At 48.7% G+C, this 13475-nt stretch carries 13 protein-coding genes and 1 pseudogene; 9 read left to right on the forward strand and 5 right to left on the reverse strand.

The features are described 5' to 3' along the window. Position 1 precedes the first annotated feature (1 nt). The 4 genes from folK to pelA all read left to right on the forward strand — a co-directional run bounded on the left by folK (position 2) and on the right by pelA (position 3527). Positions 2-487: a 2-amino-4-hydroxy-6-hydroxymethyldihydropteridine diphosphokinase gene (folK, locus tag D0C16_RS13495; RefSeq protein ID WP_151032867.1), complete on the forward strand. Its 486-nt coding sequence runs from the start codon at positions 2-4 to the stop codon at positions 485-487. Between the two features lie 18 nt (positions 488-505). Beyond that, complete coding sequence (locus D0C16_RS13500) at positions 506-1189, forward strand: deoxynucleoside kinase (RefSeq protein ID WP_151032868.1); 684 nt, start codon at positions 506-508, stop codon at positions 1187-1189. Positions 1190-1215: 26 nt separating this feature from the next. Beyond that, positions 1216-2058, forward strand: a complete 843-nt coding sequence (gene panB, locus D0C16_RS13505) for a 3-methyl-2-oxobutanoate hydroxymethyltransferase (protein ID WP_151032869.1) — start codon at positions 1216-1218, stop codon at positions 2056-2058. A 227-nt stretch (positions 2059-2285) separates the two neighbouring features. Continuing rightward, positions 2286-3527: a pectate lyase gene (gene pelA, locus D0C16_RS13510; protein ID WP_225318673.1), complete on the forward strand. Its 1242-nt coding sequence runs from the start codon at positions 2286-2288 to the stop codon at positions 3525-3527. A gap of 23 nt (positions 3528-3550) precedes the next feature. Here pelA and D0C16_RS13515 read toward each other — a convergent pair whose 3' ends face one another. Together D0C16_RS13515 and D0C16_RS13520 are read right to left on the reverse strand one after the other, a co-directional pair. After that, positions 3551-4006 (reverse strand): nuclear transport factor 2 family protein, encoded by a 456-nt coding sequence (locus D0C16_RS13515; RefSeq protein ID WP_151032870.1) that lies wholly within the window; start codon positions 4004-4006, stop codon positions 3551-3553. Between the two features lie 334 nt (positions 4007-4340). Then, positions 4341-4679 (reverse strand): hypothetical protein, encoded by a 339-nt coding sequence (locus D0C16_RS13520; protein WP_151032871.1) that lies wholly within the window; start codon positions 4677-4679, stop codon positions 4341-4343. Between the two features lie 110 nt (positions 4680-4789). Here D0C16_RS13520 and D0C16_RS13525 point away from each other — a divergent pair, with 110 nt between their 5' ends. The 4 genes and pseudogenes from D0C16_RS13525 to D0C16_RS13540 all read left to right on the forward strand — a co-directional run. Beyond that, positions 4790-5407: a LysE family translocator gene (locus tag D0C16_RS13525; RefSeq protein ID WP_225318674.1), complete on the forward strand. Its 618-nt coding sequence runs from the start codon at positions 4790-4792 to the stop codon at positions 5405-5407. Positions 5408-5521: 114 nt separating this feature from the next. Then, entirely contained in the window at positions 5522-6133 is a 612-nt protein-coding gene (locus D0C16_RS13530; protein WP_225318675.1) for an alpha/beta hydrolase, read from the forward strand. 284 nt (positions 6134-6417) lie between these two features. Next, positions 6418-7587 (forward strand): histidinol-phosphate transaminase, encoded by a 1170-nt coding sequence (locus tag D0C16_RS13535; RefSeq protein ID WP_151032872.1) that lies wholly within the window; start codon positions 6418-6420, stop codon positions 7585-7587. A gap of 399 nt (positions 7588-7986) precedes the next feature. After that, positions 7987-8940 (forward strand): annotated as a pseudogene (locus D0C16_RS13540) (polysaccharide deacetylase family protein); the annotation flags it as partial. A gap of 65 nt (positions 8941-9005) precedes the next feature. On the opposite strand, the gene ahpF reads toward D0C16_RS13540, so the two are convergent. The 3 genes from ahpF to D0C16_RS13555 all read right to left on the reverse strand — a co-directional run bounded on the left by ahpF (position 9006) and on the right by D0C16_RS13555 (position 11915). After that, entirely contained in the window at positions 9006-10571 is a 1566-nt protein-coding gene (gene ahpF, locus D0C16_RS13545) for an alkyl hydroperoxide reductase subunit F (RefSeq protein WP_151032874.1), read from the reverse strand. A gap of 128 nt (positions 10572-10699) precedes the next feature. Then, positions 10700-11263, reverse strand: coding sequence for an alkyl hydroperoxide reductase subunit C (gene ahpC / locus D0C16_RS13550; protein ID WP_151032875.1), 564 nt, complete (start codon positions 11261-11263; stop codon positions 10700-10702). Between the two features lie 235 nt (positions 11264-11498). Then, positions 11499-11915, reverse strand: coding sequence for a hypothetical protein (locus D0C16_RS13555; protein WP_151032876.1), 417 nt, complete (start codon positions 11913-11915; stop codon positions 11499-11501). A 636-nt stretch (positions 11916-12551) separates the two neighbouring features. On the opposite strand from D0C16_RS13555, the gene D0C16_RS13560 reads away from it, so the two are divergent. Next, positions 12552-13424, forward strand: a complete 873-nt coding sequence (locus D0C16_RS13560) for a hypothetical protein (RefSeq protein ID WP_151032877.1) — start codon at positions 12552-12554, stop codon at positions 13422-13424. The last annotated feature ends 51 nt before the right edge of the window (positions 13425-13475 follow it).

Raw genomic sequence — 13475 nt, forward strand, 5'->3', positions numbered from 1 at the left:
CATGGTGTTGGCCTACATAGGGCTGGGTAGCAATCTGGAGGATCCGACGGGGCAGGTTAACCGCGCCTTCCTCGAACTGGATTTGCTAGCGGACACGCGGCTGGTTGCCCGCTCAGCACTTTATCGAAGCCGTGCCATAGGCCCGGAACAGCCGGACTACATCAATGCGGTGGCGCAGCTGGAGACCCGCCTCGCCCCGCTGGATTTGCTGGATGCGCTTCAATCCATAGAACAAGCGCACCGACGCGTGCGGCTGCAGCATTGGGGGCCGCGTACTCTGGACTTGGATTTGCTACTTTATGGCCATCAATCCATCCAGCTTCCGCGCCTGACTGTACCCCACCCCTACCTGACCCAGCGCAGCTTTGTTCTCTACCCGCTGGCGGATATAGACCCGAACTTACAACTACCGGATGGCATTTCCTTGCAAACCCTGTTGAGCCAGTGCCCTTTTGAAGGCTTGGCACGTTTGCCAGAGAATCGCTAACCGGCGCAAGGAGTTACTGTGGACGCTGTCTTTGAAGAATTAGGCCTGGACCTCACCAATACCAAACTTCCGCGCTACATCGCCGTGGAAGGTTGCATTGGTGTCGGAAAGACCACCCTCGCGCGCAATATTGCCCGCCTGTTCAACTACGATATGCTGTTGGAGCAGCCGGAAGAAAATCCGTTTCTGGAGCGTTTCTATCGCGACCCAAAATCCACCGCGCTACCGACGCAATTATTCTTTTTGTTTCAACGTGCCAATCAATTACAAAATCTAAAGCAGGACGATATTTTCGAACCCGTACGCGTCGCTGATTTTTTAATTGAAAAAGATCAACTGTTTGCGCGGGTAACGCTGGATGATGATGAGTTAAATATCTATCGCCAGGTGTATGACAAGCTGGTGATCAATGCCGCCAAACCGGATCTGGTGATTTATTTACAGGCACCACTCGATGTATTGCTCGACCGCATTCGTCAACGTGGCATTAGCGCCGAGCAATACATAAGCGCCGATTATCTAAAAGCACTCAATGACGCCTATACTGAATTTTTCCATTTTTACGATGGCGCACCGCTACTGATTGTCAACGCCAAGGATTTAAATCTGGCGAAAAATCGCGACCACTTTAAACAGCTGGTGGAATACATACTCACCATCAAAAGCGGTCGTCACTATTACAATCCAGTGCCTGCACTCTAATTGTTTTTCTCACAGCGAGAACTGCCATGCCTTACGGAACCATAAACAGCACCACCTCCACGGCAAACACTGCACTCACCAAAAGCATCACGATAAACACACTCAATAAATTAAAAAGTAACGGTGAGAAATTTGTAGTTATCTCACTGTACGACGCGCACATGGCGGCGATGGCACAGCGCTGTGGTGTAGAAGTAGTATTAATTGGCGATTCACTCGGCATGACGGTGTTGGGATATGACAGCACGATTCCCGTCACCATGGAACAAATGATTTACCACGTGGAAGCCGTAGCGCGCGGTAATAAAAAATCCTTAATCATTGGCGACCTGCCATTCATGACCTACGCCACACCGGAGGACGCTATGCGCAATTGCATGCGCATCATGCAAGCCGGTGCGCAGATGGTAAAACTCGAAGGCGGGGCTTGGCTGGCAGACACAGTGCGTATGCTTGCCGAACGCGGCGTACCTGTGTGCGCACACCTGGGGTTAACACCGCAATCGGTGAATAAATTTGGCGGTTTCCGCGTGCAAGGGCGCGATCAGGAAGGCGCCGAAAAAATTCTCGCGGATGCTAAATTACTCGCGGATGCCGGCGCTGATTTACTGGTACTGGAATGCGTACCCGCCGCACTCGCAGCGCAAATTACCCGTGAGATTGCCATCCCCACTATCGGCATAGGCGCAGGCCGCGATGTCGATGCGCAAGTATTAGTAATTAACGATATTCTCGGCCTAACAGAACAGCCACCCAAATTTTCCAAAAACTTTTTATTGGAGGCAAAGGATATTCCTGGAGCCATGCAAAAATATGTCGCCGACGTAAAAGCTGGCACATTTCCCGGTGACGATAATATTTTTAATTAATGTCGTGCACTGGCACTGTGGGCCAAAACCTGGTCGCCAACAAAGCCGCTGCAATTGCAGCGGCTTTTTTATATCCATGCCCACGACTGAAAAGCAGCGCTGATTATTTTTCTTGCTACACTGACAGGCTATCGGCAGTTAACTTATACATGGCCACTACCAAGTTTTTGCAACTATTATTTTTATAAGGCCAGCCTCTATATGCCCCGCGATAACAGGAAATTATTATGCTTAGCCCTCTCACAGTTAACACAGTTCGGATACCTAACAAAACTCTGCTTGTTCTCACCTTAAGCCTATTGATTGCCGCCGCCCCGGGTGTAATGGCGACTTCGGTAATTGAAAAAACTGCTGCAACACCATTAGCAGAGAGTTCACCAATCGGCTGGGATGCTTATTACGCAATCTCTAAATCACTGCACGAAAAAGATGAAGCGGTAATTGCCGCCGAATTAACAAAGCTCAACAAAAAAACAGCGGAGCTACCGGCAGCCACCAAAGAATTTGGTTTTGAAATTAATCAACCTATCGAATGGTTTGCCTCTGCTGAAGGCAAACGGGTGATGGATATTATTCTCTCTTTCCAAACGCCGTCCGGGGGCTGGTCCAAACGTACCGATATGGCCAAGGCGCTGCGCCAACCGGGACAAGCATTTGGTACCGAAGAGGATTACGTCCCGACGTTCGATAACGGCGCAACCAGCACCCAATTGTTATTACTCGCGAAAGCTCACAAGGCTACCGGAGATACGCGCTACGCTGATGCCTTTGCGCGCGGCTTGGCATTGGTGTTAACCGCGCAATATCCCAATGGTGGTTGGCCGCAAAGTTTTCCCTTGCGCGGTAGCTATCACGACCACATCACTTACAATGATGCATTGATGCGCGACCTCATGCTGGTATTAAACAATGTCGCCCACGCTAAAAATGAATTTACGTTTGTGTCTAAAGCCCAACAACAAGCCGCACGAAATAGCCTTGCGCGCGCACTGGATTGCGTCATAAAAACCCAGGTAGTCGTCGATGGAAAATTAACAGTCTGGGGCGCACAGCATGATGCAAAAACATTGCAGCCCGCCAAAGCGCGCGCCTATGAAATGATTTCACTCACCAGCTCAGAAAGCGTGTGGATGCTGGACTTTTTAATGGATCTGGATAACCCAAGCGAGGTAATTGTAAAGTCGGTACACGCCGCTGCGAGCTGGTATGAGCGAAGCAAAATAACCGGTAAGACCTGGGTGCGCGGCGCGGTAAGTTTGGACGATGATAAAAATGCGCCGCCACTCTGGGCGCGTTTTTATGAAATAGGCACCAATAAACCGGTGTTTGGCGATCGCGACGATTCGATTCACTATGCAATAGGAGAAGTATCAGAGGAACGACGCCTTGGTTACGCCTGGTACACCACAGCACCAAATAAAGTGCTGGAGAAATATGCGCGCTGGGCCAAATCCCACCCGTTGAAATAAGAATGAAAAGCGACGGGCAATATTCACTGCCCGTCGCTTGACCAGACTTTCATACTCTGCACCGCCAGTAATTTGCATTCTCCCGTTAACTCAACGTAGGTCCGCATTACCTGATAACGCGAAGTGCGAAAAGTTTTACCGTCCGCATTCCATTTTTCCACACTGACCAACCCTTCTACTACCGCCGTATTTTGAAGGTGCCTAACACTCAAATCGTGCGAGCGCCGCGCCTTGGGTTGTTCTTCCGGTTTTTGCACTCGCTCAATGAGGGCTGCCTTTGTTTCTTTCAAATTGGCCAGGTTGTGCACCCAATAAAACTCCGGGGCGAGTAATTGCTCCAAGAATTTTACATCTCCCTTCTGCATCGCAGTTTCATAGCGCTGATCCAATGTGATCAGGTTTTTAGTCTCCATACAGGAATCGGCAAGGGTGGGCATAGAAGCACAGGACAATATCGTCATGACAACCAATTTTTTCATCGTGAATTACCATTAAATAGACACGCAAAACATGTTTACATAAATTTTTAACATAAAAAAAGCCGACACCAAAACGATGCCGGCCAAGACCATACTAGATTACAAATAAAGGGGAGTTCCAAACTGGGCTAAGAGAAAAACCCAACGGTAACTACACAACCTCCCTAAATCGATAAGCCAACCAATCGCAACACACCACCGTCAGCTCACAGGGAGAAACCGTCACCGGTAGTTTCAGTATTGTTCAGTTTTCAATCATTGCCAGTTTTCATCGGGTAATTTTTAAATTATTTGGCGATAACTACATTCGCCTGATTAGAAATGGCTATATCAACTACAAAGACCCGCGCCCCATCAACACCATTGCCTCATTAATTAACTGATCGAGACGCGCTGCTGTGGTAGAGCGCAATGCAAACTCATCAATCAATTTCAACAAGCGTCCCAACTTGGGCCGCGCAGCACGAAACTCTTCTGTGACCGGTTCATACACCAAATCGTGATCTTGCACGCTTAACTTGCCCAGTTCGGAAAGCTCAGCGTGCAACGCGCTAATAAGGTCATAAAAAAAATCTTTGCGATCCAGACTATTGGCTTCCCAATAGGCCTGATCCAAACCTGCCTGCAATCCTTCCAAAACCCGAATTGCGCTGGAAATATTGTTACATGTCATACCAAACACCTTTTGCTCAAGAAATCTGTTTCGCTTGAGTATAGGAGACTTTAACGCCGCTGCTGATTGCTCTGTTACACTGCAGGCGACCCGGCTTGCACTTTTATTAAATGATCTCGATCGAACAACTCTGGCTGTTTAGCACCCTCACATTTATTGTCTCGGCCAGCCCCGGGCCGGTGATGCTGTCGTGCATGGCCGATGCGGGCCGTTTTGGTTTTGCCAAATCGATTTTCACCATGCTCGGCGCCAGCGCCGGCAACCTGGTACTCATGCTTTTATCGGCCGTTGGCCTGGGATTATTGGTAGAACAATCGGAATGGGTGTTTAATCTGATCAAATGGATAGGCGCCGCTTATCTGGTGTATCTGGGCGCAGAGCAGATCCGCGCCAAACCACACAACCTGCAAGAAGATTTACCTGCAGTGCGCAGCAGCCACCTGTTTTGGAAATCGCTGGTGGTGGCGATAACCAACCCCAAAGGCTTAATCTATTTTGGCGCCCTCTTTCCACAGTTCATCAACATCCACCAACCAATGCCAGCCCAATTCGCTCTGCTTACGGTTATTTTTCTGATTACCGATTTGCTCTGGATGGCGATTTACGCCTCGGGCGGCAGCGCGATTATGCGCTGGCTTAAATCCCCGGCTCACCAACGCTGGTTTAACCGCATCTCCGGCGGCACCCTCATCGCGGCTGGCATCGCCCTGGCGTTTACGCAACTTTGAGCCAAACCATTCGCTGCCCCTGCAAAATTTCGATATAAGCAAAGAAAAAACAATTCTTTTTCAGGCTCGCCAAAAATCCCTAAGCTGCGCCTATCAACTTGAGGAGGCAGCAACATGTCCAACGTCGATTCGTTTTTCCCACAATCATTGCGCGAACAACCGATAGTAATTGTGCCCGGTTTACGCAATAGCGATGCCCAGCACTGGCAGAGCCGCTGGGAAGCAAAATTGCCGCACAGTAACCGCATTGAACTCGCAGAATGGGACACGCCTGATTTGGAAAAATGGAAGCGGGGGATTCGCGCGCAACTGCAAAACATCGATAAACCGGTAGTGATTATTGCCCACAGCTTTGGCGCTCTGGCGAGCGCGAGTATCGCGCAGGAGTTTCCGGAAAAAATTGCCGCCTTATTTTTGGTGGCACCTGCCGATCCGGATAAATTCGGGATAGCCACACACTTGCCGCAACAACCGCTACGCGTATCAACCCGGATTATTGCCAGCAGCAATGACCCCTGGCTGACCGAAGCCAAAGCTGCCTACTGGGCATTATTGTGGGGGGCTGATTATCTGCGTTATAAAAATGTTGGGCATATCAATAGCGCGTCCAATTTAGGCGACTGGCCGGAGGGCGTGAATCAATTACAACAACTCCTACGAAAAACCCGGGTATTGGATAAACGCGCAACCAAAACGCCAAGCCAAGGTCACGCAACAGCGGCTTAAGCGCCACTCACCAGCCAACTCAAGAACCGGGTCACAGTTTCTACACGGCAATTTGCGAATACGAATTAATCTCGATAGAGTGCACCGCGAATACCCCCTGACAGGTATTCGCGGCAACCACTAATAATAACGTCCTGGCTTTATCGCACTCCCGCTTGCGTTTTCATCGCGTCGATTCCCCCTTGGAACCGGCAGAGCAATCAGCAGCATTTCAATTCCTGACAGTTAACAGAAGTATCATTAACCCGGATGCGGTAAGGCTTAGCCCAACTGGAATCTGTCCCATGAGTAACGCCCCCAATACGCCGTTTGATACCAGCCTGTTTGGTAAAACTACCCACAATCCTTCGTTTGCAAGCCTGACCAAGCAATTCAGCGAAATTAATGGCCTACGCGATTACTGCATTCCGGTGAACCCGTATTTTCCACCACAGCAAGTAATGGACAAATTGCAAGAGCGCATCGCCTACGCGTTGAAATACTACCCCGGCTCAAACGAAAGCATTGCCGAGAATATTGCGCAATTTTCCGGCGTCCATAACCCCAAAACAATTATTGCCGGCAATGGCTCTACGGAAATTATTTCCTGGTTAAATTCGCTATTTATTCAGGAGAGTTTATTCGTACCTGTGCCTTCCTTTGGCCGCTGGATAGAAGAGCCACAAGGGTTGGGAGTTGAACTTCACACCTATCGCTATGAAGACGCCAACAATCAATACGCCGCGCCAGAAACCTTAATTGCTGAAGTAAAAAAATCCGGCGCACGCAACCTGGTAATTTGTAATCCCAATAACCCTACCGGCTCGATTTTATCGCGTGACGAAATTTTGCAAATTCTCGCGGCATTACCCGAGCTGGATAATATTGTGATTGATGAATCGTTTATCGACTTCTCGGGCGAAGAACCGCCGTCAATAAAAAATGACGTGGCCAGTTATCCAAATGCCTGGGTATTAAAAAGCCTGGGGAAAAATGTGGGCCTGCACGGCTTGCGCATGGGCTTTGCAATTAGTAATGAGAACAATATTGCCAAGCTGCGCACTCACCTGCCCTACTGGAATGTCAACGGCATTACCGAGATGCTGTTGCATCTGATTAAAGATGAACATCAGGCATACCACGAGAGTCGTTTGAAAACGATTGCCGATGCGATTTATTTATCGGAGCGCTTTGAAGAATTACCAGAGTTCACAGTCTACCCAACGCATTCCAATTTTATTTTTGTCAAATTGCGCGATGATATTAACGGCACCGAATTGCGCGATCGCGTGTTGCAACAACACGGTTGCTTTATTCGCAATTGCGGCAACAAACTCGGCTCCAGCGAGCAATATTTCCGCATAGCGGCGCGCCCGGCAGACGACGTAAATCACCTGATCAATGCATTCAAAATTGAATTGCATGCGCTCGGCAAACCAAACAATACGACCAGTAATTTGCTCATTGCCGATTAACTCTGGCAACGGCCGTCGAATACTCGGCGGCCGTTGTAGTCTCCCTATTTCCTCGCCGAAACCAAAACTTGTACACTAGAACACATATGTTACAAGTTTACCCAACTAAAAGCACTTAAGCGTCAAGCAAGTAACGCTTTATTGTCATTCCGACAAGATGCTTATTGTTTAATTGACAATATCATTGCGGATCACTAAATAGTTATCCCGACCCATCGTTTTAAATAATAAGTAGTGATGGATCTGGCCCCCTGCATTCCCGCAGGATCAACTTTCACTCCGCGCTCATTTAATAATTCAGCCGCGGAAAACTCCCGGAGATTCTCCATGACTTATCTACGCAGCCTTGCGGCAATTCTCGCTGGCATTTTGTTGGCAGCCGCCGCCGACGCGCAAACTATTACGCTACGCGCGCGCGGCGTCGCCGGAACCGAACACATCAACCTCAAGGTGGCTGGTGCAACGGTAGCTCAGTGGACACTGACAACCAGCCTGAAAGATTACACCTACACGGGCAGCGCCTCTGGCGATATTCAGGTGCAATACGACAACGACGCCAGTGGGCGTGACGTAGTAGTCGATTATCTGCGGGTTAACAACGAAATTCGCCAGGCAGAAAACATGCGCACTAATACCGGCCTCTATGCGAATGGCAGTTGTGGCGGCGGCTCCTATTCGGAAACCATGCACTGCAACGGTTATATCGGATTCGGTTACACCTACGAATGCATGAGCGGAAACTGCGGGACTGGCGGTGGTGGTAGTTCCAGTTCAAGCGCAAGTTGTAGCGGTTATGTTGGCCTGACCTTTGACGATGGCCCCACCAACAATACCGCCACACTGATTAGCTTGTTAAAACAAAATAATTTAACCCCGGTCACCTGGTTTGTGTGGGGCGAGCGCGCTGCCGCGAATTCCGCCATGCTGGGGCAGATGCGCAGCGTCGGCGTGTTGCAAAATCACAGCTACAACCATCCACATCTCAACGGTTACAGCTATCAACAAGTTTATGACCAACTGAACCGCACCAACCAAGCAATTCAGAATTCCGGCGCACCAAAACCAACGTTGTTTCGCCCACCCTACGGTGAAAGCAATTCCACCGTACAACAAGCAGCAAGCGCGCTTGGCTTGCGCATTATCACCTGGAATGTCGACTCGCAAGATTGGAATGGCGCTAGCAGCAGCAGTATCGCCAACGCGGTTAACCAATTGCAAAATGGCCAAGTGATTTTAATGCACGATGGCTATTCAACCACTAACGGTGCGCTGGCCCAGATTGCCGCCAATTTGCGTGCTAAAAGACTCTGCCCTGGCAAGATAGACCCCGCCACCGGCCGCGCAGTTGCACCTTAAAAATCGCGCGTAATTCTGCGGTAAACTATAAAAAGGCATCGCGTTTGCGATGCCTTTTTTATTTAGCACGGGCTACTGGTACGAATCAGATAATCAAACGCGCCCAAAGAGGCGCTGGCACCGGCCCCCATGGCGATAATGATTTGCTTGTAGGGCACGTTGGTACAATCGCCCGCGGCAAATACACCAGGCACTGACGTCTCTCCGCGCGCATTGATTTCAATTTCACCGCGATTCGTCAGCTGCACTGTGCCTTTTAAGAAATCGGTATTGGGCAGCAGACCGATTTGCACAAAAATACCGTCCAGTTCCACAGTGGCGATTTCATCGGTATTGCGGCTTTTGTATTTCAGCGCCGTAACTTTCTCGCCATTGCCGACCACCTCAGAGGTTAAGGCTTCGGTGATCACTGTTACGTTGGGCAAGCTGAATAATTTGCGCTGCAATACTGCATCTGCACGCAACTTTGAATCGAATTCAATCAGGGTTACCTGAGCCACAATTCCCGCCAAATCAATCGCCGCTTCCACGCCTGAGTTGCCACCACCAATCACTGCTACGCGTTTGCCTTTAAATAAAGGGCCATCGCAATGTGGGCAGTAGGCTACGCCTTTGCCGCGATATTCTTGCTCGCCGGGAACATTCATCTCTCTCCAGCGTGCGCCAGTGGCGAGAATCACGCTTTTACTTTTAACGCTGGCACCGCTGGCGAGTTTGACTTCCACCAGATCACCGGGATTATTACCAGGAATAACCTCCGCCGCTTTTTGCAGATTCATTACATCCACATCGTATTCTTTAACGTGCTGCTCCAGCGCCATGGCCAATTTCGGGCCTTCTGTCGCTTTCACGGAAATAAAGTTTTCAATGCCGACTGTATCTAACACTTGCCCACCAAAACGCTCGGCCACTACACCGGTGCGAATGCCTTTACGCGCGGAATAAATCGCCGCCGCTGCGCCCGCAGGGCCACCGCCAATAACCAATACATCAAACGGATCTTTTTCACCCAAGGCTTTGGCATCGCGCTCGGCCGCGCCGGTATCAATTTTCGCGATAATTTCTTCCAGCGTCATACGGCCCTGTCCGAAATGCTCACCATTCAAATACACACTGGGAACCGCCATGACTTTACGCTGCTCGACTTCGTTTTGAAAAAGCGCGCCATCGATCATAGTGGCTGAAAAATTCGGGTTGATCGCTGCCAACAAATTTACGGCCTGCACTACGTCCGGGCAGTTGTGGCAGGAGAGCGAGACAAACACTTCAAAATGAAATTTGCCCTCAATTGCTCTAATTTGTTCAATGGTTTTTGCATCCACCTTGGGTGGATGTCCGCCGGTTTGCAATAAGGCCAACACCAGCGAGGTAAATTCGTGCCCCATGGGAATTCCCGCAAATTCAATTCGCGGTGCTTCACCCAGTGCAGCAATAGAAAATGATGGGCGATACGCGGCGTTACCCAGATTACTTACACTCACTTTTCCAGACAGCGTCGCAATGTCTAACAAAAGATTATTTAACTCTTCGCTTTTTGAACTCTCATCCAGGCTAGCAACCAGTTGGATGGGGCGTTGCAGTTTTTCCAAATAGGCTTTGAGTTGGCCTTTAATCGCAGCATCTAACATGGTGTTCTCCATAAAATTTGAAACTCCCCCTGCCCCTCTTTTTCAAAGAGGGGAGGTCACATTCCTCCCTTTTATACGGGGCGCGTAGCTAAGGGAGGCTTGGAGGGATTTGATTAGGTAGAAATAACTTAGATCTTGCCAACCAAATCCAAAGATGGAGCCAAAGTCGCTTCACCTTCTTTCCACTTGGCCGGGCACACTTCACCCGGGTGGCTCGCAACATATTGCGCGGCTTTAACTTTGCGCAGCAGTTCAGAGGCATCGCGACCGATACCGCCGGCATTGATTTCGATGATTTGAATTTTGCCTTCCGGATCGATCACGAAAGTACCGCGATCCGCCAGACCGGCTTCTTCAATCATCACACCGAAGTTACGGGTGATAGTGCCAGTTGGGTCGCCGATCATTGGGTATTGGATCTTGCCAATGGTCTCAGAGCTGTCGTGCCATGCTTTGTGGGTGAAGTGAGTGTCGGTAGACACTGAGTAGATCTCTACGCCCATGCTTTGGAATTCCGCGTAGTTGTCGGCCAGATCGCCCAGTTCGGTGGGGCATACAAAGGTGAAGTCCGCCGGGTAGAAGAACACGACTGACCACTTGCCTTTCAGGTCAGCATCGGTCACTGGCACAAACTTGCCTTGATGGTAAGCCTGGGCGCTGAATGGTTTGATTACAGAATTAATAGTTGCCATGAGTAGTACTCCTGAGTCTGTTGGGTTAATTGCTTCGACGGGCACAGATTAGGGAGTCAGGCGCCAAGCGGCTAATTGAATGTGGCCATACCACCGATATTTAAAATTTATCAACAATAAAACATTAATTTTAATTGGCTATGACAAGCGGACAAAAAAGCCGCCGCGTCCATCCCGGACGCGGCGGCTTTTGATAGGAGTGTTTAGTGAGCCGGGCTGCGCTAAAGAATCGCCGTTACACGTTTCTGCCGTGACGGTCGATAATCAGGCCGCCCGCCAAGTGTTGATCCACAATCATGCCGCCTGCAACATGCCTGTCGACAATTAAACCGCCACTGAGCAGTTTGATACCACCGCGCTCAAGCACCGGGGACTTTTCGATAACCAAGCCACCATTATCCGTTTGATCCTCTACCGCCGAATTTGAACCCTTGCGGTCAGGCACGATGACGCCGGCGGTTTTACGATCCGGCACAATAATGCCCTCAACTACCAGGCCGCCATTATCCACTTGCTTCTCCAGCATCAAACTGCCTTGAAGTTGTTGATCAAAGGGCGGGGTCACTTGTTTCTCAAGAACAAGGCCACCGGCAGCAGCAAATTGGGTAGCCAACACTAACGTGGCAAACAGAACAGATTTAGATTTCAACATGATTGCATCCTCGCAAAAAATTTCAGTTTACTTGCCGCTATGGCAAGCCAGTTTGAGTATCCTTTCGGAAGTTAATGAACAAGCATTCCTGCCACCTTCCCGACATCCTTGCCGCTCGTTCATGTAGCCATCTTAGGCCACGAAGTTGTCAGAACTATGCCGCAGAAAAAGAGAATTGTTGCAATTGTGTCAACCATTAGACCAGGGGAAGATTGGCAAACCGCTGGGTAACGGAATGTAATTCAGATAGCATCAAAAGCTTGCTATCGTCTCTATTGGCCTTCTTGAACCCCGGCACATAATGAACCCGTCCAGCAACATACTCCCGTAGGTTGGCGGTGAGCTTGCGAACCCCAACAAATGTTAAGGCAGTAAAGTGCCCCAAGCGGACAGTCAGGCAAATGAGCCGGGTAACTAATTAGGATTACTTGTGCCGTATAACTCCATAATTAACTCGGAATATTAGTTAACCCTTTATTTAGCTTGGAATAATCGATTGATGGTTAATCCATTTTTTGGAGTTATGCAGCCCCACATCAAATTAGTTGGAATAACTTTCTGCGGGTTATATAGTTGGTGCAATTTAATAAACTGTTAGGCTTCTCATAAACCAGCATTCTCTTAAAGGAAAAAAATATGCAATATGCAAAATGCACATCAGATAATAAAGTTTGGGAAGCTCGCCCATTTTCGTTATTGGAATCCTCAGTTTTAGAATCTAAACGCTTAAGTCTAGTGTGTGTCGAATGTGAAGAGTTTGCTTGGTTTCGCAAAGAGAGTAGTCACGGTCACCCTGCTCATTTTTGTGCAAGGCATGACGACAACTGTTCTCTTAAAATCGAATATGTCATGTCCGACGATAAAAATGATGGATCATCCGTTGAAGTGGACGAAGTTAAATCTGGCGATAAAATTATTATTCAGCTTGATAAAGAAGTTGGTGGAGTTGTTGAGGTCGTAGAAAATACAAAACCCACGAATAGCTTACAAGGAGAGGGGGGTAGAACCTTTGTACTAAAGGGCAGCAACAGAGAAGCTAGCCAGCAATTCACTCTCAAGCGTATTTTGCATAGATTGGTACAAAGCCCCGCATTTAGAGAATCTAACACTGAAATTTCATTCTTTAAAAATTCAGAAGAAATTCTAATCTCAGGTATGGTTAATAGTATTGTTGCTGGCTTTGAGAAAATATCTAAAGAATCGCATCACGAAAAAATGCAATTTTATTGGGGCCCTATCGCGTCTGCAAAATATACTGCAGACGGAAAGTTATGGCTAAACTCAGGGGAACAGTATGGTTCCGCTAGTGTTGCAATATTTGAGGACGTGACTCAGAGCTTTTTAAGCTCCTTTGAAGTGGAAGATTTAGAGGAACTAGCTGGAGCATACATACTGGTATATGGGCGGTGTATGTTTTCAGGCGGAGGGTCTGGAAAGCCAGTTATTTGGTGCGCTCATCCTAAATATATCTTCGTTCGTAAATATAGATCTCAACAACTTCAAGCATAACAAGGCGCTGCATCTGATGGTTTTTATGTTGCATTTTTCGGCATTCGCTGC

The sequence above is a fragment of the Cellvibrio sp. KY-GH-1 genome (assembly GCF_008806975.1).
GTDB lineage: Bacteria > Pseudomonadota > Gammaproteobacteria > Pseudomonadales > Cellvibrionaceae > Cellvibrio.